Source organism: Paenibacillus sp. M-152 (assembly GCF_003856555.1).
GTDB classification, from domain to species: domain Bacteria; phylum Bacillota; class Bacilli; order Paenibacillales; family Paenibacillaceae; genus Paenibacillus; species Paenibacillus polymyxa_C.
The window spans coordinates 4,183,668-4,209,241 of record NZ_CP034141.1; the positions used below are offsets into that span (position 1 = coordinate 4,183,668).

Sequence of the window (25,574 nt, forward strand, 5' to 3'; positions counted from 1 at the left end):
AGGAAAGAAGGCAGGGCCCGCTTTCCTAGTTCGATTTATGTCTTCTGTACAGGATATAACTTCTGCGCACATAATTCAACGGAACGCTCCACACATGTACAAGCCGGGTAAACGGCCAGAACGCAAAAATCGCAAAACCCATAAGTACATGAAGCTTGAAAGAAATCGGTACATCTCTCATCAGTGTCGGGTCGACACGGAATATGAACAGGCCGCGGAACCAGATTGAGATCGTCTCCCGATAATCGAATTCAGGCTGTACCGCATTCGTTACGAGAGTTGCAAACATCCCCATGCATACAAGCGCCAACAGCAATACATTTACAATCAAATCAGAAGCTGTACTTAAACGGCGCACATTACGAATTGTAAAACGTCGAGAGGTAAGTATCAACATCCCCAGGAACGTCATAGCCCCAAATATTCCACCAATATAGACCGCTCCAATGTGATATAGATGATCGTTTACACCCAGCGCATGCATCCAGGTTTTGGGTATGCCCAGACCAGACACATGACCAAATATAACAGGAATAATCCCCAAGTGGAATAAGAGACTTCCAATCATCAATTGTTTCTTTTCAATAAATTCACTCGATTTTGCCGTCCAATTGAACTGGTCAGTTCTATAGCGGAAGATATGACCTACGATAAAGATGACCACGCACATATAAGGGAAAATGACCCATAAAAACTGCTCCATCATCATAGCGCGGCTGCCTCCTGTTCTACGCAAGCTTTAAGCGTTTCGCGCAGTCCCTTGACCAGATGAAAATACGGGCTTTCCATTTTTTCCAGCGCTTTAAGCAAATGATAGGTGCCGTCTTCCAAAATCGCGATGGGCATGCGGAAGTTTTCTGTCGTCTTTGCATCCTGCACCCATTCAGCGGCATATAAAAATTCACACATGAGCGGCAGATAATCAGGCAGCTCTCCATCTGGCATTTCAAGACCATACATTTCATAGAGGACCTTTAACTTGACCAGCATTTGTCCTCTTTCCTTTGCATCTTCGAACTTGAAGTAAGTCATATATAGTGCGCAATTTTTTTGAAAATCAAAAGTTTCCGTATACATTTCCTGGATTTCTTCCATACTAAACTCTTGCATCAAAGACCAGTACATATTAGCATGCGTATACGCAGGATGATCCGGATTAAAGGATGCTTCCAGAAAAGCCGGATGAAAATCCAGCTTTTCTGGGTACATGAGTTGTTGGGCGAAAAACCCGAATGAAGGCTTGAATTCATACAGTTTCGCTACATTAATCACGCCAAATACCCCCGTAGAAGTTTTCTTCATACATTTGCTTGCCTGTTTTCGAAGGCTCTTCCATTCCTGTGGAGCTTCCCAGGCTACAACCGCTACAGCCAGCTCCTTGAGTTCCACAACTATCCATAGTCCCTAAAGTATCACCGTAACCGGCAGCTCCTTGGGCGCGATATGGATTGGCATAACCCTCTTTATGCGATGTCGGAATGACGAAACGGTCCTCGTATTTGGCAATGGCCAGAAGCCGGTACATTTGCTCTGCCTGACGTGCTGTCATGCCAGTGCGTTCCAGACGGCTTTCATCGAAAGATTGTCCTGTGGACTGGGCGCGCATATAGGAGCGCATCATAGCCATCCGCTGCAGCGATTCTTTCACCGTCTGGGTGTCGCCCGCCGTCAACATATTGGCAAGATACTGAATAGGCGTGCGCATTTCTTCGATAGCTGGAAAGATCATATCCGGATTCTCGATGGAGTCTTTCCCTTCAAAGTAATTCATGATCGGACTAAGTGGTGGTACATACCAGACCATCGGCAACGTGCGGTATTCCGGATGAAGCGGGAATGCCAGCTTATATTCAATCGCAAGCTTGTAGACCGGTGAGTTCTGCGCTGCCTCAATCCAGTCTTGCGAGATCCCATCTTTTTTGGCCTGCGCAATCACTGCCGGATCACTTGGGTCCAAGAATAAATCACACTGTGCTTTATACAGATCTTTCTCATCCTCTTTAGAAGCAGCCTCTTGCACCTTATCCGCGTCATACAATAGAACGCCAAGGTAACGAATTCGTCCAGTACATGTCTCGGAGCAGACGGTTGGCAACCCGGCTTCCACGCGCGGGAAGCAGAAGGTACATTTTTCTGCTTTGTTCGTCTGCCAGTTGAAGTACACTTTCTTGTATGGACAACCCGTCATGCAATATCGCCAGCCGCGACATGCTTCCTGATCCACGAGCACGATGCCATCCTCGTCCCGTTTGTACATAGCACCCGAAGGGCAGGATGCGACACAGCTCGGATTCAGACAGTGCTCGCAAAGCCGAGGGAGATACAACATGAACGACTTTTCGAAATTGAATTTAATCTCTTCTTCGATTTTCTGAATATTGGGATCAAGAGGTCCTGTCACATGGGTGCCTGCCAAATCGTCTTCCCAGTTTGGTCCCCAATTCAGATCCATTTTTTCGCCTGTTACAGCAGATTGTGCACGTGCTACCGGAGAATGCTTCTGCTCTTTAGCGTTGGTCAAATGTTCATAATTGTAAGTCCACGGCTCATAATAATCTTTCATTTCAGGCATATCGGGGTTGTAGAAAATTTTACCTAGCGCTATCTTGGACAGCTTGTTCCCCGACTTCAGTTCAAGCTTCCCTTTGCGAAGCTGCCAGCCGCCCTTATACTGCTCCTGATCTTCCCAGCGTTTTGGATACCCAATACCAGGTTTGGTTTCCACGTTGTTGAACCACATATATTCCGCACCTTTGCGGTTTGTCCAAGTTGTTTTACACGTCACGCTGCACGTATGGCAGCCAATACATTTATCCAGGTTCATGACCATGGCAATTTGAGCTTTAATCTTCAAGCCAGTTAACCTCCTTCATTTTACGTACCGCTACGTACACATCGCGCTGGTTGCCGATCGGACCGTAATAGTTGAATCCGTAGCTAAGCTGAGCGTATCCACCAACCATCTGGGTCGGTTTGAGATGAATTCTTGTTGGCGCATTATGACTGCCCCCGCGTGTATCCGTGATTTCGGAGCCTGGCACTTGAATATGCTTATCTTGAGCATGGTACATAAACATCGTTCCTCTTGGCATCCGGTGGCTGACAACTGCCCGGGCGGTTACGACACCGTTACGGTTGTACACCTCTAGCCAGTCATTGTCGGCAATAGCATGAGTTGCTGCATCTTCGTTATTGATCCATACCGTAGGACCTCCGCGGAATAGCGTAAGCATATGCTGATTATCCTGGTAGGTGGAGTGTATATTCCATTTCCCGTGTGGAGTCAGATAACGAAGCACCAGTGAATCCTGACCACCCTTGATTTCCCGATCACGCGTGCCGAATACCATCGGTGGCAAAGTCGGTTTATAGATAGGCAGCGACTCCCCAAACTGCTGGAAGATTTCATGATCGATATAGAAATGCTGTCTTCCTGTCAAAGTCCGGAACGGAACGAGACGCTCAATATTTGTGGTAAATGGCGAGTAGCGACGTCCCTGTTTGTTGGAGCCACTGAATACCGGTGTCGGTATAACTTCACGCGGCTGCGCTGTAATGCTTTGGAACGTGATTTTCTCGGCTGCGCGGTCGGCTGAGATGTCCATCAGCTTCACCCCGTGATCCTTTTCCGCCTCTTCGTAGGCTTTTTGGGAGACACGACCATTGGTTGCCGACGACAGATGGAGAATCGTATCGGCCACTTGGCGAGCTGTCTGGATTTTCGGCAGTCCATCTTTGATGGACTCATCGTAATAGACCCCGTTCAGCTTCTTCAATTCCTCATATTCCTCCGCTACCGAGAAGCTAACGCCGTGCGCGCCCGTTTTTCCTGTAGCCAAATTGGGACCGAGGGAGACATACTTATCGTAGATTTTCGTGTAATCGCGTTCTACGATGCTGAAATTAGGCATAGTTTTACCCGGTACAGCAGCGACCTCGCCCTTCGTCCAATCCTTGACAAAACCCATCGGCTGCGAAATTTCGCCTATAGAATCATGTCCAAGCGGTGCAGTTACAAGGTCTTTATATATTCCCGGCAGATGCACTTTGGCCATGTTCGAGAAGGTTTCAGACAGCTGACGGTAAATATCCCAGTCTGAGCGGGATTCCCAAAGCGGATTTACCGCCGGATTAAATGGATGTACGAACGGGTGCATGTCTGTTGAGGACAAATCCGTCTTCTCATACCAGGTTGCCGCCGGAAGTACGACATCCGCGTACAATGGCGTTGTGGTCATCCGGAAATCAAGTGCGACCATCAAATCAAGCTTTCCTTCTACATCTTCCCGCCAAACGATCTCCTCTGGCTTCTGATCTTCGTTCGGTCGGGCAAGCAGCGCGTCGGAGGCTCCGAGCAAATGCTTCATGAAATATTCCTGTCCCTTGGCCGAGCTGGAAATGAGGTTGGACCGCCAAATAAAGAGTGAACGCGGGAAGTTCTCTGCTGCCCCTGGATCTTCAATAGCGAAACGGGTCTTACGCGATTTAATCTCTTCCACAGTGTGGTTAATGATTTCCTCGTTTGACTTCTTGCCTAATTGCGCTGCTTCTTCAGCGAATAGCAGGCTGTTTTTATTAAACTGTGGGTAAGAAGGCATCCAACCCAACCGGGCAGCAAGCACATTGTAGTCCGCCGGATGCTGGTAACTGACATCTCCCGCAGTCGGCGATTTCAATGTGTCGGTGCCACTTTCTTCATAGCGCCACTGTTCTGTTGCAAAATAGAAAAATGAAGTAGCATTTTGCAATCGAGCCGGTCCCTGCCAGTCTTTTGCAAAGGCAATCGTTGACCAGCCTTCAATAGGACGGCACTTCTCTTGACCTACATAATGCGCCCAGCCTCCGCCGTTGACACCTTGAGAAGCAGTCAGCACGACCAGGTTCAAGATGGAGCGATAAATGGTGTCACTGTTGAACCAGTGATTGATACCCGCCCCCATAATGATCATAGAACGTCCTTGGGTGTCGATTGCGTTTTGAGCAAATTCGCGAGCAACTTGCACTACAACCGATGCCTTGACTCCCGTGATCTTTTCCTGCCAGGCAGGAGTATAATGGGAAGCTGCATCGTAATAATCCTTTGCATTATGAGAACTGTCATTACGAGCCACACCATACTGGCTCATCATCAAATCGTATACGGTGGCTACGAAACGCTCTGAACCATCAGCCAGACGTACTTTTTTCGCTGGAATGACACGTTTGAACGTTCCGTTACCTGTGTTATCAAAATAAGGGAATACGATTTCTTCCCATTGCTCGTCATGACCTACCACCGTGAGCGCAGGTTCAACCTTTGTTCCGTCTTCCCGCTCCAAGATCAGATTCCATTTCTTATCTTGCTCCCAGCGCTGTCCCATTGTACCGTTCGGAACCATCATTTCGCCTGCTACTTCATCGAATATGACCGGTTTCCAGTCTGCATGCTGTGAAGTATCCCCCAGATCACTCGCCCGCAGAAAACGTCCGCCTTTCCAGGCTCCTTCGTGGGGATCAAGCAGAATCATGAATGGCATATCTGTATATTGCTTGGCATAGTTAATGAACATAGGTTCCTGGCGTTCTTGATAGAACTCATCCAGAATGACATGCGTCATCGCCTGTGCCACAGCGGCGTCTGTACCTGGATTGGGTGCAAGCCAGTTATCAGCGAACTTTACGTTTTCCGCCAAATCCGGAGCCACGGATACAACCTTCGTTCCTTTATAGCGTACTTCCGTCATAAAATGGGCATCTGGCGTCCGGGTAAGCGGCACGTTCGAGCCCCACATGATCAGATAACCTGCGTTGTACCAATCTGAGGATTCAGGTACGTCCGTTTGCTCACCCCAAATTTGAGGAGAAGCAGGCGGAAGATCGGCATACCAATCGTAAAAGCTCAACATCTCCCCACCAAGCAGAGAAATGAACCGTGCTCCCGAAGCGTAGCTTATCATCGACATTGCTGGAATAGGGGTGAAGCCTGCAATCCGGTCAGGACCGTACTTGCGAATGGTGTAAATTAATTGCGCCGAAATCAGATGCAGAACATCATCCCAAGCCACACGAACATGGCCGCCTTTGCCGCGAGCCGATTTGTAGAGCTTGGCTTTCTCCGGATCTTCCACAATGCTGGCCCATGCGTCTACCGGATTGCTATGCTCCTTGAGGGCAGCTTGCCAGAGTCGCAATAACTTACCGCGCATATATGGATATTTCACACGTAACGGGCTGTATTCATACCAAGAAAATGAAGCCCCACGCGGGCATCCACGCGGCTCAAATTCCGGCATGTCTGGACCGCAGGAGGGGTAATCGATTTGCTGATTTTCCCAGGTGATGATGCCATTCTTAACAAAAACCTTCCAGCTACAGGAGCCAGTACAGTTAACACCATGCGTCGTACGAATCACTTTGTCATGAGACCAACGCTGGCGATACACGTTTTCCCATTCTCTATTTTTTTCTTCAAGGATTGACCAATTTCCAGAATAGCTCTCGATTGGCTTGAAGAAGTTGAGACTGTATTTTTTTTTCATCGGTGATCAACGCTCCTTTTCAGAATGAATCAGCCCATCGCAAACTCACGGGGAAGATTCATTCGCTTACTCTCATTATGTAATTCATTCATCTCCGTTCCCATTAGGGAATGTCCTATAGCGCTATAGAAAATCCCTCGTTCTATGGAAAGATACAAAAAAAGCCCCCTCTACCAGAGGGAAGCTTGTATGAATAAATTAATTGTTCTTTTGGCCTGTTAACAGGAGCATCATAAAGGAAATCAGTATAATAGAGCATGTCCATACCCAGGCCATAGGAAGATGACCAGAATCTACTGCAATATAGATGGCTGTGGGGATCGTTTGTGTTTTACCCGGAATATTTCCGGCAATCATCAGCGTAGCCCCGAATTCGCCCAGCCCACGGGCAAACCCGAGTATAAAGGCCGCTTTAAAAGAAGGGAAAATCAACGGAAAGGTGATATATCGAAAGACCTGCCATTCATTTGCCCCCATTGAGCGTCCCGCGTTTTCCAAGTCCTGATCCACTGAAGCGAATCCCATTCTCAGTGTTCGATAGACTAGAGGAAAAGCCACAACCACCGCGGCCACAACCCCAGCCCACCATGAAAATACAATAGGCTCGCCAAACCATTGCTCCACCAAACGTCCAAACCAACTTTTTCGTCCGAGTAAGATTAACAGTAAAAATCCAACTACCGTTGGTGGGAGTACCAAAGGCAGCATAAGCACGGTTTCAACGAGTGTTTTCCCTTTGAATAATCCTAACCGCGACATGGACCATGCCGCAAACAAGCCTAATAGGATCACCAAAACGCTGGATAACAGTGCAACCTGTAACGATAATCGGATCGGAGGCCAATATTCGTTCCAATCTATAGCCTGCATGCTCACTTCGGTATGGTAAATCCATACTTAGCCATAATATTCAGAGCTTCTTGCGATTGAAGGTATTCATAGAAGCTTTCGGCTTCTTGGATGTGCTTGGAAGCTTTGATGATCCCGATAGGGTACTCAACCGTTGAATAAGTTTTAGAGTCCACCTCAAAGGCAATTTTCGCCTTTTGCGAAGTCAACGCATCTGTCTTATACACAAATCCGACATCTGTGTTACCCGTTTCCACATATTGCAGCACTTGTCTAACATCTTTTGCCTGAACGAGCTTGTCCTGTAGCACATCCCAAAGCTTTACGTTCGTCAGTGCTTCCTGTGCATATTTGCCTGCAGGAACACTCTCAGGAATACCGATTGCTACCTTTTTCACTTCGCTTTGCGTTAAATCCTTTACACTCGTGATGCTCATCGTCCCATCTGCAGGGATCACCACTACCAACTCGTTCGTCAGCCATATTTTTTGTTGATTGCTCTCGATTAACTGCTGATCTACGAGAGACTTCATATTTTTCTTCGAAGCAGACAAAAACAAATCCGATGGAGCTCCTTGCTCAATCTGCTTTTCCAGTGCACCAGAACCACCAAAGTTGAAATTCAATTTAATACCTTTATGGGATGATTCGTACAACGGTTGAATTTCTTTGAGTGCATCTGTTAAGCTCGCGGCTGCGGAAATGGTCAGATCAACAGTTTCAGCCTTGTTCGATGAATCTTGGCCGGAGACCTCATTCTGGACCGTGCTGCTACCACTTGAAGCTGATTGTTGCCCCGCACCGCACCCCGCAAGTAATAACACAATGGCAAAAATAAAAAAGAGTGCCTGACTATGTTTAACAAATTTCTTCATTTTATTGGCTCCTTACGTTCAGCCTGTCATTAAGTGAGAGGTTACATTATGAATGGAGTTGTGCCTGTCTGGTACGTTCAACTAAGGTACAATTCTCAAGAAGAATATGATTATAAATGTCTGCTTCCATATCCTCCAAACGCTTCAATACAAGTCGATGCGTACCACAAGCTTCCTGTAACGGCTCAAAGCCATTGGTAATCAAGCGCAGCTCCTGCAGTATATCCACAATCGCTTGATGCTCCTCTTGCAACTCGGATAAATGAAAGTGAAGTGCGTCCACACGCTCAAATGCCGAGTCTTGAAAAAACGCTTGAATCAACGGAAACAGGAGGCTTTCCTTGAATTGAATATGTATCGTTAACTTCTGTTTAAGCAAGGTATAAAGTTCATTCACTCGCTTTAGGTGCGAATAACGTTCGCCATGAACCCGCGTTAGTTTGGTAATATACGGTGTGAGCGCCGCTAGTTCTTCACATAACTTTGTGTGATACTCATTCTGAATATAGGCGATCAGTTCTTTGGGTTCGAGTGAGGAAGGTTGCATTTGCTTGTGCTGTGCCTGATTTTCCTCCACTTCATGCACCCGCGCCAGCAGTTCACCAGCGTGAAGCCCCCGGCTGGCAGCTGCTTCACGGAGCGATATTTTCCCGCCACAGCAGAAGTCAATCCGTAGTTTACGGAACAAGTCACTTGTTTTGGGTACTTCTTTCACAATGTCCGCTACCCATGTTTCTTCCGTTAACTGGCTCATTTTTCATTCCCCCATCTTACTTCAGTTTTATACTCAACTCTCATTCTATGTCTCTCTCAAGGCTGAACCAATTAGGGTGATCCCTTTTTCACTCGTGGAAAGAGCCTGATTATAAAAAACCTGAGACCAGCTGTTCAGCTGCTTCTTTGCCTTGAGCGATACAATCTGGAATGCCAACGCCTCCATAACCAGCGCCACAAAGAAATACATTCGGAAAATACTGTGACAAATCATGTCTCACCTTCGCCATCTGCTCTTTGTGCCCAATCGGATATTGTGGCATGGATTGATTACACCGACTGACCTCGGTCATTTCAGGTTGAGCATCGATCCCCATTAGATCTTTCAGGTCTTTGCGGGCTGCTTCCACTAGTTCCTCGTCTGTCATCTGAACCCATTCCTGGGCACCTGCATGGCCAATGTAAGTCCGCAAGAGTGTATACCCTTCAGGTGCGGTATGGCTCCACTTTGTAGATGACCAAGTACAGGCCGTAATCATTTTTCCTTCCTTACGAGGAACTAAAAATCCTGTACCCTCATAGGAAAGATGAAGGTCTGAATTTTTATACGCCAAGGAAATATTCGCTACCGAAACGTAATTGATCTTATTAAGCCAGCTCACACTTGTGATATCGGAAAATAATTTAGCCGCCTCAAAGGCTGGAATAGCGCAGATTATTGTATCTGCATCTATGATTTGTCCTTGGTCCAGGACTACCTGATAACCGTTCTCTTTTCTTATCTCAGCCACACGCTGCTCCATCACAAATTGGACAGTGTCGAGCTTTTCCTTTAACCGCTCCACGATGGTCGATAATCCATGTCGATAGGAAAGAAACATGCTTTTCTTGGCAATTTCGGGCAATTTGTTAGGTGCACCCGACTTTCTCCCCGCCCCTTTAGCCATACCTATAATCAGACTTCCATGCTTTTGTTCCATCTGCTTAAATTGAGGGAAGGTTGACTTGAGGCTAAGAGAATACGTATCGCCAGCGTAAATACCAGATAACAAAGGCTCTGTAATCTGCTCCAACACCTCTTTACCTAGACGCCGCTTGATAAAATCTCCCAGAGATTCATCCATATCGCCTTTCTTGGCTGGAATGATCAAATCCATGGCTGCGCGCGCTTTTCCCAATGGAGAAATTAGCCCTGTCCGAATGAAGGGAGTTAGCTTGGTTGGAATACCTAAAATAAAGCCCATCGGCATGGTATGCAGCTTGCCTTTATGCAAAATGGAGGCCGACTTGGCCTTCGGATTTGTTGACACCAAATCAGCTTCCAGTCCCAATTCCATAGTCAAATCCAATATAGCCGTCTTTCTGGCCAGGAAAGCATCCGGTCCTTTTTCAATCATAAAATGGTTTTGGCGAACCGTTTGCAGCTTTCCTCCCAGGCGGTCGCTTTTCTCCACCAGTGTAATCTCCACTTCAAGCTGCCTGTCCTCTGCCAGCTTTTTCACATAAAAAGCGGCACTTAAACCGCTTATTCCTCCACCAAGGATCACAACTTTTTTAGCATTTTTATTCATAAGCGCACGTTTCCTTCCCCACTCCAGGCATATATGCACAATATGGATCACTCTCTAAGTAATCTCCTGTGATGGCAAAAGCCCTTGCTCTGGAGCCTCCACAGACTGTATTGAATTCGCAGACTCCACATTTTCCTTTAAGCAGAGATTTATCCCGAAGATTATTCATAATCGGAGAGTTCCGATAAATATGGGCCAAACTATTCTTTCGTACATTCCCGCATGTTAGCGGCAGGAAACCACTCGGGTACACTTCGCCGATATGACTGATAAAAACAAATCCATCTCCATCATTTACACCTTTAGGGGCACGCCCCAGAATATCTGCCCTTTTTTGTTCGAACGTTGCACTATGCTGTCCTGCTTTGTGCTTTTCCTGTAGGACAACCCTTCGATAGTGAGGTGCTTCGGTAGCCTTTACACCGTAGGGCATCTGTTGCTGTATCTGATACAACCACTTCATTACAGCCTCATGCTCATCAGGAGTAATCATATCTTTTTCCATACCACGCCCGGTTGGAACGAGAAAAAACAAGCTCCATAACACCGCCTGCATTTCCTTTACCTTCTCTGCAATTCGCTCCAGATCGTGAAGATTGTATCGGGACACGGTTGTGTTCACTTGGATAGGAATGTTCAATTCCTTCAAATAGCCAATTCCCCGCATGGTCGTATTATAAGAACCCACAGTCCCTCGAAAATGATCGTGAATGTCCGCGCATGAACCATCCAGGCTAAAAGCCCACCGTGATAAACCAACCTGCTTTGCTTTTTCGACCGCTGCTCGTGTCACTTTTGGGGTAGCACTGGGCGTCATTGAAACCGATAGTTTTTTCTCCTCAATTGCATATTGAGCCAGCTCAAACAAATCAGGACGCGATAACGGATCTCCACCTGTGAAAACCACTAATGGATGATTCATCTCGGCGATTTGATCAAGCAGCTTTTTGCCCTCTTCAAATGTCAGCTGACGAGGGTCAGGCTTATATTGGGCTTCCGCTCTACAGTGAAGGCATTTTAATGCGCAAGCTCTTGTTACCTCCCAAATGACGATAAACGGGTCTACGCGATAATCTCGTGGCGTTTGCAAAGATATCATTGATGTCTCTCCTTTTTAAAAATATAAAAACAGCACAGATACATAGAGCATCAATGAAAATCCAATTTCAGCCATGCCTACATGCTTTGCCTTTAACTCGAACTTAGGAAGCCATATAGCTCGTATGAACAAAATTAAAAATGGAATAACCAAAAACACCTTGATCCAGGCGGCAAACAGCACAATGATCAGATGATAGATAATAGACGCATAATAGTAACGTGGATTTTTTCTTTCACGGATGATCGTTTTAACATAAAGAGCCGTTCCTATGAAATAACACACCAACAGCAAAAACAGCTCTGTGGTTAGCGTCCAATCTCCGCCTTCCCCAATATGAACAACAGGATATATAAAAGAGCAGAAAAGCAGAATCGCGGCAATGTCATTTAACAAAGCACGCTCATTCTTCATTTTGGCGTAATACATATTAGCCATAAAAAAGAACAGAAGCAGAACTCCGTACCAGATCAACGCAGGTTTAACCCAGACTAGAGAAGCTAAAAGAGGAAGGAGTATTGCTCCGTAAATAACAACAGGTTTACGGTATCTTTTACTGTTTCCTGTTTTGATCCATTGGAGAACAGGAAAACTAAATAAATAGATAAAAAACCAGCATACGAATAGAGGTATATGAATGAATTGTTTTGGAGAAGCAGCTAAGCCAAACAAAAATGGAAGAATGAGCATTGCCCAAGCTCCATGCTGATTGGGGATGTATCTACTGATCCCTTTCAAAGTCTTGATCCTTTTTTCACAATGTGTAACATCTTTGTAGCTACGGTTAATCGACTCATCATCCATTCCCCCAAAGTTCAATTTTTCACCCTACTTTAATTCTAAGTATTCTGTCCAATTGAACCAATCAGGGAGTTCCCTTATTTGTTTGGGGGAATAGCCTAACCTGAAGATAAACCTTCACTTTCTTTATAAAAACGTACCGAAGTAATAGTCGAGCGCTTCCTGTGAGTATCCGTCATCTCCTTGCCAGGCTGCTACTGAACAAAAATCATCATTGCCGCTGCGGCGCCTGCGAGGTGTGTCCCGTGGTGTGAGCAATCCTGCATATCCCCATACTTCCATAGCCACATCGCGTTCATTTTTACTGGATGGGAGCACATCTTTCCAGCGCTTCTCCAATTGTCGTGGACCGTTCTGAGCCTCACAGTCCTGAACCGCTTCCAGCATGTTGTGAAGTATTACAAGATCCTCATCAGTAACCTGGAACTCCTCCTCTTGACTGAACAATTCAAGGTCCATCCAGCAATAAAGAAGGTGATTCAGCCGAATACCTCCCCATTTGATTCGTTCAAAATTCAGTACATTCAAATCCTTATTGACGTATTCCTTATCGGACATTAGTTTATGAAAATTACAATCCCCACAGCTACTGTAGTTGGGCAGGACGACAGGCCGCTCCCTATAGGAGTGCAAAGGCAGTTTTGCGGTTAATGCCCAGCTCGATAAGGCGCTTCGTAAATGGACTTTTTTCGTGGAAAGACTGTGTAAAAACGCTGCTGCCACTCGCTCTTTTGTAGCCTTTTGCTGGTGCAGCTCATATAACCTTTTTATAATCTCATCATGTGTAATGGTGATCGGATCGAACATCAAGCCCATACTTTTGGCATATTCAAAATCCTCACCCGAAAAAGGTTCCCTCTCCTGCTTCCAGCCGCTGGAGGACCAGAAAGTGTTCATAAGTATTTTCTTTGCTTTTTTATCCATCACACTTCTCCTTACTCGTCTGACACTCTCACCTTCAACAATCATCTTTATACTTAAAAGCAATGGCCGTATTTCCCGACCGGGGGTCAAAATAAGAAGAGATTTTCCCCCAGTTCAGTTCATATTCCATATAGGGGTAGGGCTTGGTTTGACGATAGCTCGGCTTCATGGACAAATGTTGTTCTAACAAACGATCATGCTCCCTTTGCCGCTTTCTCTCCCCTTCCTCAGACCAATTATCCCATGAGGTTGGAAATTCATTGCCCTGGAGCGAAATCTCCACAACAATTAGGGTTGTATCCTTAAAGCATACAGACACAAAAAAATGCCGGTGCAGCAAAGGAACCTGATCAAAATGGTACCAAATGTACCCATTTCCTAGCTTTCTTACAGAATGAAAATATTTCGTGTACAAAGCAGTCTCTAACAACTGATCTTCCGTTAAAGAAGAATAAAACGCGTGCTCATTATCAACTTGAATGATTCCCGATTCCCAGTCATTCATTGCTGCCACTCCTTAAGCTGGTATGACAATCTACTAGTTGCTCTCTAGCCTCATTTGTCCACATGTTGGAAAATGGCCTGCCAGGACCGATCCAGCACACGCGTATGTAATCGTCTGGCATAAACATTTCTAACGATGGCAAGAACGATCACACCCACGAATGCAACACTAAGTATGGTAATAGAGGGAACCCAGTAGTCGAACATGGCATTCACCAACACTTGCAGCAGATGTCGTTCCGGCTGCAAATATTCCACCGTCGCAACGATAACTGCTGCCAGCAATATAATCACAGATATGATCAAAAGCATTGCATTAATTACTTTGTATCTGGCAAGCCCTTGCTGAAAAATGCGAGTGCCGGCATATTGCTCCAGCAAGATGATCTGCTTGTGAAAATCATCCTCCACCTGCTCTACAGGCAGGTCGTGCTTCTGAATCAAGGCATGTGCTTTCTTCAGTTCGGATTGAATAAATAGACTGCTCTGGATGGCAGATCCTAACTGACCTAAAACATTCATCTCTTTTTTACCCCATTTCAATATTTAGTAAAAATCAAAGTAACCCCGCCAGATTCCTTCATTCTGATGCTTGGCAAAATAAAAGCTGCCGCCATCGACAATATTCAATCCAGCTTTGGCATCTGACGCAATCTGAAACATAAATTCATAGCCTTCGCCAAAGTCGATGCCTGGTTGAATAAAGCTGGGATAGCCACCGATTTTGTGAACCGCATGTATTTCCTCCACGATGTCCTCAAAATAGTCGGGTTCCTCCTCAGCCATGTTGTTGAGGGCATCACCATATTCCTCAGGGATGTCTTCCCCGTCCCAAACGGGATAGTCATTCTCTATGAGCTCGGGGAATAACGGGAATGCCTTGATATGCATGAATGCCTCCCCAAAATCTTTTTCGACCAAATCCTCTACCGACGTATACTCACGAATACACATATATCCTTCCATGTCCTCATGATCCAGAACATCGGGTGACAGGAAGACCGTCAACAGCTTGACATCACGCATAGCTTGTGGAACAAAAGGCATAGCAGGCAAATACAATTGCATGATCGGAGCCATAGCATTCCCCTGTACATCAACGGGTTGTTCTTCCGCCGGCAAAGCCACTGTAACTCTGCCAATCCAGCTCTGTTCCAGGGAATCTAACGGTCTGCGGCCCCCTGTATGAAAAATAGTAGCTTTACGTTTTAGAATCGTTCTTAGCTTCTCGATAGAGTTGCTGGACAACGAAATCACCCCTTTCTAGGCTAGAGTAGAAACGCAACAGTATACTCGCCTGCTTTAAATCCAAACTCACTTAATCGGTCTTCCATCTCTTGAATTTGACAAAGATAATCTTCCGGTACAGCTGGCAAATCTTGTTCATTGACTAATGTTCCGCCGAGTCTGGCGCGTGCATATTCAGCACTTTTCCACATCGCCTCAAACACAGCTTGCGGCTGCACCGTTCTTACCACATCCATACTGAAAATCAAATCTGCAAACCGATCCTCTGCAAGTGTACTCAGCCAAAAAAATCCAGGCTCTGTTCCCGTATGTACGCTAAATAGTTCATCATTGCCTCCCGGACCGTGATGGTGTGCATGGAAAATATCCATATCTCCCCACTTCATTCCAAGGCTCAGCATGACATCCCAAATGTCCGCTCCACGATAAGATTGACCTTGATCCGCTACCAGCCTAAGCATGACAAAGTGTTCCCTCTCACCCTCCTGATCTGTAAAAGCTTGTAGCTTTTCCGCTTTTGCACGTGCATGGGCAGCATCCTCCCGAGGAAGCACACGAATGGTCCCCTTCTCCTGAAATCGCGCCGGTAGTGTGTTCATAAAATCAGCAACCTTGGCTTCTTCCAAACAAATCTGCATCTCTACATTGTTAAATATATCCACACAAATACAGATTTTATCATAACGGCATTCGCCTTCTAGTCTACGCCCGACGCTAGTCCATATCTGCAAATCTTGGACATGCCCGTATACGATATATCCTTTGAGCAATTGCAAAATGTCTTCATCTGACAACGTAAAACCATTGAATTCCACATCAATCAGCCAGTAGATATTAGAATCAGGCTCCACTTCATGGACTCCTTTTATTGTCTTTCTAGACCCATGATCCAACTCTACGGCAAGGATGCTCGATACATCCTTACTTCCATATTCAGGTAAAATCAAAATCCCTCCTCCTTATTACCTATTTTTTACTTTATAGTTTCCTATAATTCTCAATCTATATTAAACTATAAACCACCAAGCACAAAATAGGTTAAAAGTGCTGGGTTGTTGAACATGACTCGTAGAAACTCAAAGCTTCGAAAGGGGAGAACTCATGATGCAAAAACTTTGGCAAAAAGGAAAGGCTCTGTCCCTGCCTATAGTGGTGTCTGCATCGCTGATTTCAGGAACGCTGTTGGTAAATAATATACCTACGGTGAATGCGGCTGTGACCAAGGAACTGCTTCAGTTATCCGGACAGACGACTTACTACGGAGAGGTTGAGAATGGACAGCCAAACGGACGTGGTACGATCAAATGGAGCGAATACAAGCAGTATTCGGGCGATTTTGTGAATGGCAAGCGATCAGGAACTGGAAAATATATGAATCAATACACAGATGCAGATGGACAACATCATAAAATCGTATACAACGGAACATGGAGCAATGACACGATGAGCGGTAAGGGTACGCAGACTGAAAAAGTGACGCAATCGGATGGAACGATCCGTTCGAATCAGATCCAAGTAGGTACTTTTCAGGATAATGGATTACAGAACGGCTACCAAGTGATCCATGCTGTAGCCGATCCAGACTATAGCTTCACTTATAAAAATGGAAAAGAAGTGCTAAACATCTTGCACAGTAATCAGGATCTGGTCCAAAGATGGCAGCAAGGAGAGCTCTTCTCCGTAAATTATAAAAATGGCTCTGTTCAAAAGGAATACTCCATGTTCCCTGAAGAGGTCGCAACCAAAGAACGTCAAAGACAAGCGGCCATCAAGTATCTCAAAGGGATTACCGCCAAGGTCACCCCTCACTTGCAGCAGTTTGAAAAATTGTCCAAGCAGGTCCCTCTCAAATAAGTTAGAGTATCGCACAGTATATAAATAGCCTCTACGCAAGAAGCCCTCTCTTTCTTATAGAAATTCCTACAAGAAAGAGAGGCTTTTTCCATTTTCTTCATAAATGACATATAAGAACTTCGGATCATAACGACTCCTACTATTCTCCCTTATGCCCATCAATGAACTCATACAAATGACTTATTTTTCGCTCAAACCCCCTCCTTTTTTTGCTAACTCCCGCTAGAATCACTAAAATATAAAGTAATTATTTTAATCATCCGAGGTGGACATCATGGCTAAAATTATGGTTCCTCCTGAGAAACTAGAGGCGGTTTCCAGGCAGTTCGCGCAGGCACGTGAGCTGGGGGCACAAATTTGCGGACAACTATCACAGCATATTCAAATGCTAGAGAATAGCTGGGCAGGAACGACACAGCAGCGCTTTTATCAGGATTTTCACAAAGCACGTGGACAAATGGACGCTTTTACTCAAACCGTCGGTTCTGTCAGCACAGAGCTGCGTTCGATTGCAGTAAAATTCAAGGAAACAGATACCCAAGCAGACACAGGGATTAACCAAGGAGATCAAAGCGGACAGATTAAGAGCAGTGAAGGAGCAACTTCCGGGAAAAAAGGAAACGATCCCGCAGATATAGCCATTAACAGCCTGTCAGAGGCCAATAAATGGCGAGGGCAACTGGGCTTTGCCGGAACAGCGATCTATAGCGGTCTGGCTTCCACACTTGTGCTCACCAAAACAGTAGAATTCAAGAAAAGTCTGAAAAATCCCACTCGAGCGGTTATACATAATGCGGCATGGGTGAAAGGCAAAGGTAACAATGCTTTTATGCGTAATTTGGGCAAAAGCATAAACCGCCAGTTCGCTAAACCAGGTATTGTGATGAAGGGCTTGAAAGGTTTTGATCGTTTAGCTGGAAAGCTTCAAATGGGTAAGCTCGGCCTTGGGTTTAACAAAGCCAATAGCTTTCCTCAGTGGACGCGCAACGTCATCGCCGGGGTGGAAAAAGGACGCTACGGCATAGCAACACGCCAAATTCCCGGCATGATCGCCAAAAAGCTATATCCAATTAATGCCACCATGAATATTGTGGGCGAAGGTATCAGTCTGGCTGGAAAATGGAAAAGCGGGAAGCTTACCGGAACGGATGTGGCTGTATCTGCTTCTAACGTAGCGATTAAAACCGCCGCAACTTATGGCGGAGCTGTCGTTTTGGGGTCCATAGGCGGTGCTATCGGCGGTCCGGTTGGTGCAGCCGTCGGTGCATACGTCGGCGGTACAGTGGGGAGCTGGGCAGGTGGAAAAGTCGCCAAATTCGCCGAAAAAGGGATACGCTGGGCCAGCAAACTATTTAAATAAACATACACTTAACAGATGGAGAAGGAGCCTGACTATGGACAAACAAACGGTAATTTTAACGCTTGAGGAACTAGGCTTTGCCTTGACCGCGCTGGGTGCAGAGGATATGGCTTCGGGTCTGCTCCAATCCTATTACGGGGAACTAACCGAAGATCGCTGGGAACTGCTTTTTCATGCTGCAACACATAGCCTGGTATCCAAAGGCTTGTTGGAACAGCAGGATGACGGGCAACAGCAGCTTGAATTTGATGCGTTCATTGTTGAAATGCTGGCTCATCTGGTACAAAGCCGCCAAATGCTGCGTGGATACAAGGAGCAACAGGACAAGCAAAATACATTAACGATACACCATGGAAACGAACGTTTTTTGTATCACTTTTCCAGCCACAATGAACTCCATTTCTTTCGCTGGTCTTCTCCAGAAGACTGGCATCACGATATTGATCAATTGTTCGGCCTGTCGGCTCCCAGCTTCAATGGTCACAGCCGATACGTCGATCTGACAGAAGAACAGTGGAATGAGTTGACCTCATCCAACTTCACGATGCAGCAAATGGCAACGTGGAAACTTCAAGAGTTGGATCAACAAATGATACAAGACTGGCGAGAGGATTTTAATCGTAATCACTGCAGCCTGGATAATTTGAGCCAGATGGTATACACGGACACGGATGAAGAGGGTCCTTCCGTTACGAATCTGCTATTTGTTCTTAAAGGAACGAATGATGTGTGGGTTGTAAGAAATACAGAACTGGATATGCAGGCCACCCCATGCCTGCGAATTGAAAGTGTGACCGAATCAGACTGGAGAGAACGGATCACTCATTTCATTCAGGCGTTTGTACCCGACGAGGCGGTATTCCGTGGATAAAATTGTATATCGCAGATCTTTGGCATTTTGGAAAGCCCTGGGCAGCTTGATGTTTGTGGTGATTTGTCTGTTTTTGCTGTTGCTCATTTTTATCGACGAAGATATCTCTGCTCTGCAAATCTTCTTCTTTATTACGTCCGCCATTATTGGAATTCCTTTTTTCGGTAGTTATTTGGTGGTCTGTTTGAGCAGAACGCTTCGTAAGGAACCCTTCCTGTTCATCTTTGACAAACACAGTATTTCCGATGGTATTCGAACTGTCCCGTGGTCTGCAATCACTAAAGTCGAATTCGAGGGGGCCTCCATCCGTAAATGGCTGCGCCCTCGCTTCCCCGCCTTTATTTTTTATCTGAATGACCGCAGCACCTGGGAAGTCAGCACCGATTATGTGTTGAATGATATGGAACTAAATCAAGCCGGGAAACAACTTCGAACTCTCATTAACCAGTATGGCAAGCCAAAGAAAAAACGTTCCTGAACATTGCATGGACGCAGCACAATAACTTCCTTGCCTTGAAGATGACCCGTATAAAAAATCCCGTTCGCAATCTGGGTCATCTTTATCCCTTCGATTTGCGCTCTCAAACCTGCTATTTCTTCTTCCATAGCTCCGATATGGCTATACTCAAAGTTCGTTTCTCGATCCCTCCATGAATTTCTTTTATTCCAGCTTAAGCTTGAAAAACACCCGTTGCTGCGATGCGCTGTACCGCCTCCAGCAGTCTTTCTTCACTATTCACCAGACTGACCCTCACATGAGAAGCTCCTGCACGACCAAAGCCTTCTCCAGGGGCAACCGCAACATGCGCCTCATCCAATAAAAAGTTTGCAAAGGAAGCCGATGTATACCCCTCCGGCACCTTGAACCAGGCAAAAAAGGACCCTTGGGGAGCAGCTACATCCCAGCCAATATTTCGTAACGCTACAATGAGAACATCACGTCGCCGCTCATATAACGCCGCGAGTTCCCGTACTGGCTCCTGGGTGCCCAGCAATGCGACAGCTCCTGCATCCTGTACCGCACCAAAAACAGTGCTGTAGGCATGCGTATGATAATGCTTGAGTGCACCAATGACGGACGCATTTCCAACCGCAAAGCCGAAGCGCCATCCAGCCATGTTATACGTTTTGGAAGCTGTATACGTCTCGACACCATACTCCTTGCCGCCAGGGATTTGCAATAGACTAATCGGCTTATGTCCGCCAAAGCCAAGAGCACCGTAAGCAAAATCATTCATAACCGGAAACTGGTACCGAGCAGCATAATCGAGTGTCTTCGTCAGAAAATCTACAGTAGCTACGGCTCCTGTCGGATTGTTCGGATAATTAATCATGAGCAGTTTGACCTGCTCTGCGATTTCTTCCGGCACGGTTGTATAATCAGGCAAAAATCCATGCTTCTCATCCAGTGGAATCGTATGAATATGGGCTCTTGCCAGCGCAGCAGCGGAATAATATTGGGGATATGCCGGATCGGTGGTCAATAACCAATCACCAGGATTCAGCAACGCCTGTGGAATCCCCATTACACCTATGGCAGAGCCGTTGAATATGGCAACTTCCCGTTCAGGGTCCAGCTCCACCTGATACTCCCGTTTATAGAACGCAGCGACTGCCTCCAGTGTACTTTTTTTTCCATGAAAAGGCGGGTAGCCCTGATTGATCGGTTGATCGACCGCATCCTTCAAAGCGCTGATGATATGCGGCGGTGTTGGCTGATCCGGGTTGCCGGCTGCCAAATTAATTACATCTATTCCTTTGCTTTTATACAGATTCACTTTGTCATCGATTGCGCTGAAATAGTTGTCAGGCAGAGCCTTGACGAGATCAGAGGATGAAAAAATCACGTTTATCTCCACCTTCTATCCATAAGATATAGACTGAGAATGTCAGCCCGCCAGGATCATACCCATTTATTTAAAATAGCTTGGCAGCTTGTAGCCTTCATACGCAGGATTCGATTTGATGTACTGTTGGAATTCATCTGAATGATATCCCTCAATAATGTCTTTGACAAATGGCTTGTCCTTATTCTTGCTGTCCACAGCCACCACGTTCGTGAACGGGTCTGTCATATTTTCAAGCTTTAATGCCGAGGTCAACTTCATTCCATTCGATACAGCAAAGTTCCCTTGTATAGCCGCAAAATCAACATCCTCCAGTACACGTGGCCCCTGTGCCGGGTCGGTAGCAACAAATTGCAGATGATGCGGATTAGAGGTGATGTCATTCACCGAGGTTTGCAATGGATCGATATTGTCCTTTAACGTAATCCAACCTACTTCCTTCAAAATGTTCAGCGCGCGCAGCATATTAACTGGCTCGTTGGGCAGATTGATTTGGGCGCCAGCGCTGATTTCGTCAAGGCTGGTATGCTTGCTGGAGTACAATCCCATTGGAGGAGTCGGGACCTGCACAGCACCAACCAGATCAATATTCTCCCGCTTATTCATAGAATCCAGATAGAGCGAATGCTGGAACACATTGGCATCAATATCTCCATTAGCCACGGCTACATTGGGCTGAACCCCATCTGTAAACTCTTTATATGTAATCTTATACCCCTTCTTCTCCAAATATGGAGCCACACCATTCTTAAACTGATCGCTATATGGGCCGGGATTAAAGCTGATATGCAGTGTTTTCTTTTCTTCACCAGCAGCGCCGCCCGACGTATTCTTGCTGCCACAGCCTGAAATAAAAAGCACGACTACTCCCAGTAGCAATATAAATGAAATCCATTGTTTCTTCATTTTGATGTCTCCCCCTGCTCCTTGATATGATCTACTTTTAGTGAGTTAAAATGTTTACATCTTTTTAAAACATAGTAATTTGATATGTTTTGTAGATATTACAATGATTTTTTATTCACTGTCAACAATATTTAATTACGCATCTTCCGCATAACTCAAAAGGATCACATCAGGCGCTCCGCTTGAAGGCAAAACACTTCACAAGTTTGTAATATAATTCTGTTTCAATTATACCCCCATGGGGTATAATTGAGTGTGTAAATACAATCCTAAAGGAGCTATTTAAATATGAAAAAACAATGGGCTTTGCTTGCTGGTGCAGTCATGATTATTTTGAGTGGGTGCGGGAACAGTAACACGCCAGATCAGGAGCATACGACAAACAGCAGTCAACAGCACGACACATCAGATATGAACCATTCCACTTCCAGTGAGCTTCCTGCCGGACTAAAAGAAGCTGAACATCCAGCCTTCAAAATTGGCAGTCAAGCGACCATGCAAGCCGATCATATGGCAGGCATGAACGGCGCTACGGCCACGATTGTGGGTGCTTATACGACTACTGCTTATACAGTCTCCTATACTCCAACGACTGGAGGAGAAAAAGTGACTAATCATAAGTGGGTTATCCATGAAGAGATTAAGGATGCAAGCAGCGAGCCCTATGAACCGGGAACGGAAGTTATCCTGGCGGCAGATCATATGAAGGGGATGGATGGGGCTAAGGCTACCATAGATTCCGCTGAACCAACGACCGTATATATGGTAGATTACACGCCGACTACAGGAGGAGAGCCTGTCAAAAATCATAAATGGGTGACGGAGAGTGAGCTTTCAGCCAATTAGAACTCTTTTATCACAGGTTGCTTGTGATCGCCAGAGGGAGCACGGCAACGGCTCCCTTTGTATAGCTTGATTGGGGTTTGGACGTGTTCATATGTATCTCCTTGTGTCCGTTGTTTAACGCGGCATACGCAGAATGGCTGCCTTCAGTGCTTTGGTCCCTTCTTCGCTTTTTAAATAATCCGACGGTGTTTCGTGACCAAGTGCGGGAACCTTTCGATCCATCCAAGTCAGCAAATATTCGCCCATGTCAGGCAGCAGCACAATCTGAATCTCCTTTGGAATTTCACTCTTGGCCACCTTTGCTCTTACCGCTGGATCTACCTGATCATATCGCTCCTGATAGATCTGAACCATGTTAGCCCAGCTTTCCGGCTTAAACTCTTTTAAATATGTCTCTCTCATCCATGAACCCTCCTTTTGATCCCAGACAACGCTTCTCATGCTGGAGCAACCATTCTTTTCTCCATAGGCCCCCTGCATAACCAGTTAGTTTCTGATTTGATCCGACAATTCGGTGACATGGAATCACAATGCTCAGCTTATTTTTGCCATTCGCACTGCCAACGGCTCGGATTGCTTTTTCGTTTCCAATAGCGAGAGCAATATCTTTATAAGCTGTCGTTGTACCGTAACCCACGGTCACCAGCGCATTCCATACTTTTTGCTGGAAGTCCGTACCTTCAAAAGCATAAGGAAACGAAAATTCAAAGCGCTCACCTTTAAAATACTCGTCAAGCTGGCTGGCGCATTCCTCTAATACTTGGATTGGAGCTTCTTCTGTAAGCATCGTTAAAGGCTCATTCCGATTAGAGAACATAATGGAATAGACAGCCTCATTGGTGCCCCGTATCTCTATCTCTCCAATCGGCGATACATAATTTAATACGTATAACTTGCTCATTAAGGATATCCACCTTCCTTTTCTAATCCTTATTCAAATTTCTATACTCACTAGGAGAACATTGGTTCAAGCTGCGAAACGACTTATAGAAATTGGAGGGACTTTGGAAGCCTGTCTCATAGCAAATTTCAAGATTCGTAAGATCTGTATTTTTAAGAAGATAAGCTGCCTTATCTACTCTTATTTTTTCCAAATACATACGCGGGGTTTCCGAGGTTTCTTGTTTAAAGATCCGATCCAAATAAAAAGTGCTTATTCCAACATGATCCGCAATATCCTGCAATACTAGTTTTTCTTTATAATGATTGATTAAAAAAGCTATCACATTCTGGACAAGCCTGATATACGGCGAAAGATCTGTATGAGGCTGGCATCTTTTGCAAGCGCGAAAACCCGCTTTTTCCACGGTGTCCACATCAAAGTAAAACTCGACATTGATTTTTTTCGGCTTTCGGGATCGACAGGAAGGTCGGCAATATATACGGGTTGTTTTCACAGCGGTAAAAAACACCCCGTCATATTTACGATCACATGCTATAATTTTCTCCCACATTTCTTCAAAAGAAAGACTAGGTTTAGCCATGATCAAAGAATCCGTCCTTTCTCTAGTTCATACTCATATAGTTCAGGATTTTGTAAAATTCGATTCCAGTCGCTCCGAAGTGCAATATATAGACGAACTAAACCATTTCGATCTATATATTGTTCATTGGAAGTCGCTTATGGGATTTTTGCAAAATCCTCATATAAATCTGACGTATCTTGAAGGTTGATCAACTGTTCCGCATTCTTTTGCAAAGCAACTATTATCTTATCAGAAAACGCATTTCCAAAGCTAAACCGTTTGACTCCTAACTGCTGAAGCTGGCGGACATTCGTCAGACCTGGCAAGGATAAAACATTAAGCGGAGCATGTATATGAAATACAACCTCTCTGATCTCTTCATCACTCTTTAAACCTGGAACAAAAATTCCGTCCGCACCACTATCCACATACGCTTTGGCCCTTTCTATGGTCTCCGAAAGTGGAGTCTCCATCTGCAAAAATGTATCCGTTCTTGCATTTATAAAAAACTCTTTAAACCCATGAACATCCAAGGTAGCTCTTATTTTGGACAGCAGGTCACTGTGCGCCCTCACTTCTCGAAGTCCCTTTTGCTGTTTTAATGAATCCTCAATATTAATCCCCGCCACTCCGACATCGGCTGTCCTTAATACATGCTCGACAATCGTTGCCGCATCCTCCCCATATCCTGCTTCAATATCTGCCGACACAGGAACTTGAACATGCTCTGCAATAGTGCGAATGATGCTTATATGCTGGTCAAAATCAATAAGCTCTCCATCTGCAAACCCAAGTGTATTGGCAATCCCCCAACTCGTTGTACCTATCGCCTTAAAGCCTGCCTTCTCCAGAGCCACGGCAGATAGCAAATCCCAAGCATTCCCCAAAAATAAAGGTTCCTTTGAAGTATGAAGTGCATGAAATTGCTGGATTTTGTTCATAAATATAGCCTCCTAATAGGTGATGTTTCTCATTCTATCAAGAGGCTGTATTTGTTTCGTCCTCATTCTTGCACTTATGGTCTGCGAAATTGCTCTTTATGTTAACGAAGCTATTGGAAAACAGGATATATGATGTAGCTTACAAGCAGTCCCACAATAAAAGCGTTTGAGACGTTAAGCCACTTTGGCCGATTTTCTGCATCCAAGTCCAAAATAGCTACCATACAAACCAAAATAAAGACAACAATCTTCCATTTTATATCAAGATAGGGGTTCACTAAGCCTGCGATCAAAGCCATAATACGCATTAACATTCTCCAGAAAAAAGGATACTTGGTAAACCAATTCATAGACTAGCCTTCCTTCCTTTCTTTCTTTCC

At 45.4% G+C, this 25,574-nt stretch carries 27 protein-coding genes; 5 read left to right on the plus strand and 22 right to left on the minus strand.

Annotated elements, in window-relative coordinates; genetic code table 11:
• Positions 1-25: 25 nt before the first annotated feature.
• The 15 genes from narI to EGM68_RS18280 form a co-directional block, all read right to left on the minus strand.
• The gene (narI, locus tag EGM68_RS18210; RefSeq protein WP_013372381.1) at positions 26-709 is read right to left on the minus strand and encodes a respiratory nitrate reductase subunit gamma; all 684 of its coding nucleotides are present in this window, start codon (positions 707-709) and stop codon (positions 26-28) included.
• Entirely contained in the window at positions 706-1,272 is a 567-nt protein-coding gene (gene narJ, locus EGM68_RS18215; protein ID WP_013372382.1) for a nitrate reductase molybdenum cofactor assembly chaperone, read from the minus strand. Before narJ ends, narI begins: the two co-directional genes overlap by 4 nt.
• Positions 1,265-2,854 carry a nitrate reductase subunit beta gene (gene narH, locus EGM68_RS18220; protein ID WP_016324613.1) on the minus strand — a complete coding sequence of 530 codons (1,590 nt, stop codon included), beginning with the start codon at positions 2,852-2,854 and terminating at the stop codon, positions 1,265-1,267. The genes narJ and narH overlap by 8 nt, the downstream gene beginning before the upstream one ends.
• Complete coding sequence (locus EGM68_RS18225) at positions 2,844-6,518, minus strand: nitrate reductase subunit alpha (protein WP_129549742.1); 3,675 nt, start codon at positions 6,516-6,518, stop codon at positions 2,844-2,846. Before EGM68_RS18225 ends, narH begins: the two co-directional genes overlap by 11 nt.
• 198 nt (positions 6,519-6,716) lie before the next feature.
• Positions 6,717-7,388 (minus strand): molybdate ABC transporter permease subunit, encoded by a 672-nt coding sequence (modB, locus tag EGM68_RS18230; protein ID WP_013372388.1) that lies wholly within the window; start codon positions 7,386-7,388, stop codon positions 6,717-6,719.
• Between the two features lie 2 nt (positions 7,389-7,390).
• On the minus strand, positions 7,391-8,242 hold the full coding sequence (gene modA / locus EGM68_RS18235; RefSeq protein WP_013372389.1) for a molybdate ABC transporter substrate-binding protein: 852 nt from the start codon (positions 8,240-8,242) through the stop codon (positions 7,391-7,393).
• A 46-nt stretch (positions 8,243-8,288) separates the two neighbouring features.
• The gene (locus EGM68_RS18240; RefSeq protein ID WP_129549743.1) at positions 8,289-8,996 is read right to left on the minus strand and encodes a DUF542 domain-containing protein; all 708 of its coding nucleotides are present in this window, start codon (positions 8,994-8,996) and stop codon (positions 8,289-8,291) included.
• A gap of 109 nt (positions 8,997-9,105) precedes the next feature.
• A complete protein-coding gene (gene hemY / locus EGM68_RS18245) occupies positions 9,106-10,527 on the minus strand; it encodes a protoporphyrinogen oxidase (protein WP_129549744.1) in 1,422 nt (473 codons plus the stop codon).
• The gene (locus EGM68_RS18250) at positions 10,520-11,626 is read right to left on the minus strand and encodes a TIGR04053 family radical SAM/SPASM domain-containing protein (protein WP_129549745.1); all 1,107 of its coding nucleotides are present in this window, start codon (positions 11,624-11,626) and stop codon (positions 10,520-10,522) included. The genes hemY and EGM68_RS18250 overlap by 8 nt, the downstream gene beginning before the upstream one ends.
• A gap of 15 nt (positions 11,627-11,641) precedes the next feature.
• On the minus strand, positions 11,642-12,430 hold the full coding sequence (locus tag EGM68_RS18255) for a YwiC-like family protein (protein WP_043886028.1): 789 nt from the start codon (positions 12,428-12,430) through the stop codon (positions 11,642-11,644).
• A gap of 123 nt (positions 12,431-12,553) precedes the next feature.
• The gene (locus EGM68_RS18260) at positions 12,554-13,351 is read right to left on the minus strand and encodes a hypothetical protein (protein WP_129549746.1); all 798 of its coding nucleotides are present in this window, start codon (positions 13,349-13,351) and stop codon (positions 12,554-12,556) included.
• A gap of 34 nt (positions 13,352-13,385) precedes the next feature.
• Positions 13,386-13,856 (minus strand): hypothetical protein, encoded by a 471-nt coding sequence (locus tag EGM68_RS18265; protein WP_058710287.1) that lies wholly within the window; start codon positions 13,854-13,856, stop codon positions 13,386-13,388.
• A gap of 50 nt (positions 13,857-13,906) precedes the next feature.
• Complete coding sequence (locus tag EGM68_RS18270) at positions 13,907-14,377, minus strand: DUF6097 family protein (RefSeq protein ID WP_013372396.1); 471 nt, start codon at positions 14,375-14,377, stop codon at positions 13,907-13,909.
• A gap of 24 nt (positions 14,378-14,401) precedes the next feature.
• Complete coding sequence (locus EGM68_RS18275) at positions 14,402-15,103, minus strand: DUF1963 domain-containing protein (RefSeq protein WP_058830020.1); 702 nt, start codon at positions 15,101-15,103, stop codon at positions 14,402-14,404.
• A gap of 20 nt (positions 15,104-15,123) precedes the next feature.
• Positions 15,124-16,050 carry a cell division protein ZipA C-terminal FtsZ-binding domain-containing protein gene (locus tag EGM68_RS18280; protein ID WP_129549747.1) on the minus strand — a complete coding sequence of 309 codons (927 nt, stop codon included), beginning with the start codon at positions 16,048-16,050 and terminating at the stop codon, positions 15,124-15,126.
• A 157-nt stretch (positions 16,051-16,207) separates the two neighbouring features.
• Between EGM68_RS18280 and EGM68_RS18285 the strand changes: the two genes are divergently transcribed.
• The 4 genes from EGM68_RS18285 to EGM68_RS18300 all read left to right on the plus strand — a co-directional run bounded on the left by EGM68_RS18285 (position 16,208) and on the right by EGM68_RS18300 (position 19,666).
• Positions 16,208-16,957: an MORN repeat-containing protein gene (locus EGM68_RS18285; RefSeq protein ID WP_129550341.1), complete on the plus strand. Its 750-nt coding sequence runs from the start codon at positions 16,208-16,210 to the stop codon at positions 16,955-16,957.
• A 274-nt stretch (positions 16,958-17,231) separates the two neighbouring features.
• Positions 17,232-18,317, plus strand: coding sequence for a WXG100 family type VII secretion target (locus EGM68_RS18290; RefSeq protein ID WP_013372400.1), 1,086 nt, complete (start codon positions 17,232-17,234; stop codon positions 18,315-18,317).
• Between the two features lie 34 nt (positions 18,318-18,351).
• Complete coding sequence (locus EGM68_RS18295; RefSeq protein WP_058710292.1) at positions 18,352-19,188, plus strand: hypothetical protein; 837 nt, start codon at positions 18,352-18,354, stop codon at positions 19,186-19,188.
• On the plus strand, positions 19,181-19,666 hold the full coding sequence (locus tag EGM68_RS18300) for a DUF5381 family protein (RefSeq protein ID WP_129549748.1): 486 nt from the start codon (positions 19,181-19,183) through the stop codon (positions 19,664-19,666). Before EGM68_RS18295 ends, EGM68_RS18300 begins: the two co-directional genes overlap by 8 nt.
• Positions 19,667-19,859: 193 nt before the next feature.
• Here EGM68_RS18300 and EGM68_RS18310 read toward each other — a convergent pair whose 3' ends face one another.
• Both EGM68_RS18310 and EGM68_RS18315 read right to left on the minus strand, forming a co-directional pair.
• A complete protein-coding gene (locus tag EGM68_RS18310; protein WP_129549749.1) occupies positions 19,860-21,035 on the minus strand; it encodes an aminotransferase class I/II-fold pyridoxal phosphate-dependent enzyme in 1,176 nt (391 codons plus the stop codon).
• A 66-nt stretch (positions 21,036-21,101) separates the two neighbouring features.
• Positions 21,102-21,941 carry a MetQ/NlpA family ABC transporter substrate-binding protein gene (locus EGM68_RS18315; RefSeq protein WP_013372404.1) on the minus strand — a complete coding sequence of 280 codons (840 nt, stop codon included), beginning with the start codon at positions 21,939-21,941 and terminating at the stop codon, positions 21,102-21,104.
• 288 nt (positions 21,942-22,229) lie between these two features.
• On the opposite strand from EGM68_RS18315, the gene EGM68_RS18320 reads away from it, so the two are divergent.
• Positions 22,230-22,787, plus strand: coding sequence for a YdhK family protein (locus EGM68_RS18320; RefSeq protein ID WP_058710295.1), 558 nt, complete (start codon positions 22,230-22,232; stop codon positions 22,785-22,787).
• Positions 22,788-22,901: 114 nt separating this feature from the next.
• Here the strand turns inward: EGM68_RS18320 and EGM68_RS18325 are convergent, their stop codons facing one another.
• The 5 genes from EGM68_RS18325 to EGM68_RS18345 all read right to left on the minus strand — a co-directional run bounded on the left by EGM68_RS18325 (position 22,902) and on the right by EGM68_RS18345 (position 25,544).
• Positions 22,902-23,189, minus strand: coding sequence for an antitoxin Xre/MbcA/ParS toxin-binding domain-containing protein (locus tag EGM68_RS18325; RefSeq protein ID WP_129549750.1), 288 nt, complete (start codon positions 23,187-23,189; stop codon positions 22,902-22,904).
• Positions 23,161-23,688 carry a methylated-DNA--[protein]-cysteine S-methyltransferase gene (locus tag EGM68_RS18330; protein WP_129549751.1) on the minus strand — a complete coding sequence of 176 codons (528 nt, stop codon included), beginning with the start codon at positions 23,686-23,688 and terminating at the stop codon, positions 23,161-23,163. The genes EGM68_RS18325 and EGM68_RS18330 overlap by 29 nt, the downstream gene beginning before the upstream one ends.
• A 22-nt stretch (positions 23,689-23,710) precedes the next feature.
• The gene (locus EGM68_RS18335; protein WP_026065412.1) at positions 23,711-24,271 is read right to left on the minus strand and encodes a bifunctional transcriptional activator/DNA repair enzyme AdaA; all 561 of its coding nucleotides are present in this window, start codon (positions 24,269-24,271) and stop codon (positions 23,711-23,713) included.
• 137 nt (positions 24,272-24,408) lie between these two features.
• The gene (locus tag EGM68_RS18340; protein ID WP_129549752.1) at positions 24,409-25,194 is read right to left on the minus strand and encodes an isocitrate lyase/PEP mutase family protein; all 786 of its coding nucleotides are present in this window, start codon (positions 25,192-25,194) and stop codon (positions 24,409-24,411) included.
• A gap of 110 nt (positions 25,195-25,304) precedes the next feature.
• Positions 25,305-25,544 (minus strand): hypothetical protein, encoded by a 240-nt coding sequence (locus EGM68_RS18345; RefSeq protein WP_049828195.1) that lies wholly within the window; start codon positions 25,542-25,544, stop codon positions 25,305-25,307.
• Positions 25,545-25,574: the final 30 nt, after the last annotated feature.

Excerpts from the sequence above, each read along its gene's own strand:
- EGM68_RS18335 (WP_026065412.1), bottom strand. The coding sequence starts at position 24,271 with ATGGCTAAACCTAGTCTTTCTTTTGAAGAAATGTGGGAGAAAATTATA.
- EGM68_RS18325 (WP_129549750.1), bottom strand. The coding sequence starts at position 23,189 with ATGAGAGAGACATATTTAAAAGAGTTTAAGCCGGAAAGCTGGGCTAAC.
- modB (WP_013372388.1), bottom strand. The coding sequence starts at position 7,388 with ATGCAGGCTATAGATTGGAACGAATATTGGCCTCCGATCCGATTATCG.
- EGM68_RS18265 (WP_058710287.1), bottom strand. The coding sequence starts at position 13,856 with ATGAATGACTGGGAATCGGGAATCATTCAAGTTGATAATGAGCACGCG.
- EGM68_RS18290 (WP_013372400.1), top strand. The coding sequence starts at position 17,232 with ATGGCTAAAATTATGGTTCCTCCTGAGAAACTAGAGGCGGTTTCCAGG.
- EGM68_RS18285 (WP_129550341.1), top strand. The coding sequence starts at position 16,208 with ATGCAAAAACTTTGGCAAAAAGGAAAGGCTCTGTCCCTGCCTATAGTG.
- EGM68_RS18330 (WP_129549751.1), bottom strand. The coding sequence starts at position 23,688 with ATGAGCAAGTTATACGTATTAAATTATGTATCGCCGATTGGAGAGATA.
- EGM68_RS18260 (WP_129549746.1), bottom strand. The coding sequence starts at position 13,351 with ATGGATAAAAAAGCAAAGAAAATACTTATGAACACTTTCTGGTCCTCC.
- EGM68_RS18255 (WP_043886028.1), bottom strand. The coding sequence starts at position 12,430 with ATGGATGATGAGTCGATTAACCGTAGCTACAAAGATGTTACACATTGT.
- EGM68_RS18295 (WP_058710292.1), top strand. The coding sequence starts at position 18,352 with ATGGACAAACAAACGGTAATTTTAACGCTTGAGGAACTAGGCTTTGCC.
- EGM68_RS18320 (WP_058710295.1), top strand. The coding sequence starts at position 22,230 with ATGAAAAAACAATGGGCTTTGCTTGCTGGTGCAGTCATGATTATTTTG.
- hemY (WP_129549744.1), bottom strand. The coding sequence starts at position 10,527 with ATGAATAAAAATGCTAAAAAAGTTGTGATCCTTGGTGGAGGAATAAGC.
- modA (WP_013372389.1), bottom strand. The coding sequence starts at position 8,242 with ATGAAGAAATTTGTTAAACATAGTCAGGCACTCTTTTTTATTTTTGCC.
- EGM68_RS18250 (WP_129549745.1), bottom strand. The coding sequence starts at position 11,626 with ATGATATCTTTGCAAACGCCACGAGATTATCGCGTAGACCCGTTTATC.
- EGM68_RS18240 (WP_129549743.1), bottom strand. The coding sequence starts at position 8,996 with ATGAGCCAGTTAACGGAAGAAACATGGGTAGCGGACATTGTGAAAGAA.
- EGM68_RS18225 (WP_129549742.1), bottom strand. The coding sequence starts at position 6,518 with ATGAAAAAAAAATACAGTCTCAACTTCTTCAAGCCAATCGAGAGCTAT.
- EGM68_RS18270 (WP_013372396.1), bottom strand. The coding sequence starts at position 14,377 with ATGAATGTTTTAGGTCAGTTAGGATCTGCCATCCAGAGCAGTCTATTT.
- narI (WP_013372381.1), bottom strand. The coding sequence starts at position 709 with ATGATGATGGAGCAGTTTTTATGGGTCATTTTCCCTTATATGTGCGTG.
- EGM68_RS18345 (WP_049828195.1), bottom strand. The coding sequence starts at position 25,544 with ATGAATTGGTTTACCAAGTATCCTTTTTTCTGGAGAATGTTAATGCGT.
- EGM68_RS18340 (WP_129549752.1), bottom strand. The coding sequence starts at position 25,194 with ATGAACAAAATCCAGCAATTTCATGCACTTCATACTTCAAAGGAACCT.
- EGM68_RS18315 (WP_013372404.1), bottom strand. The coding sequence starts at position 21,941 with ATGAAGAAACAATGGATTTCATTTATATTGCTACTGGGAGTAGTCGTG.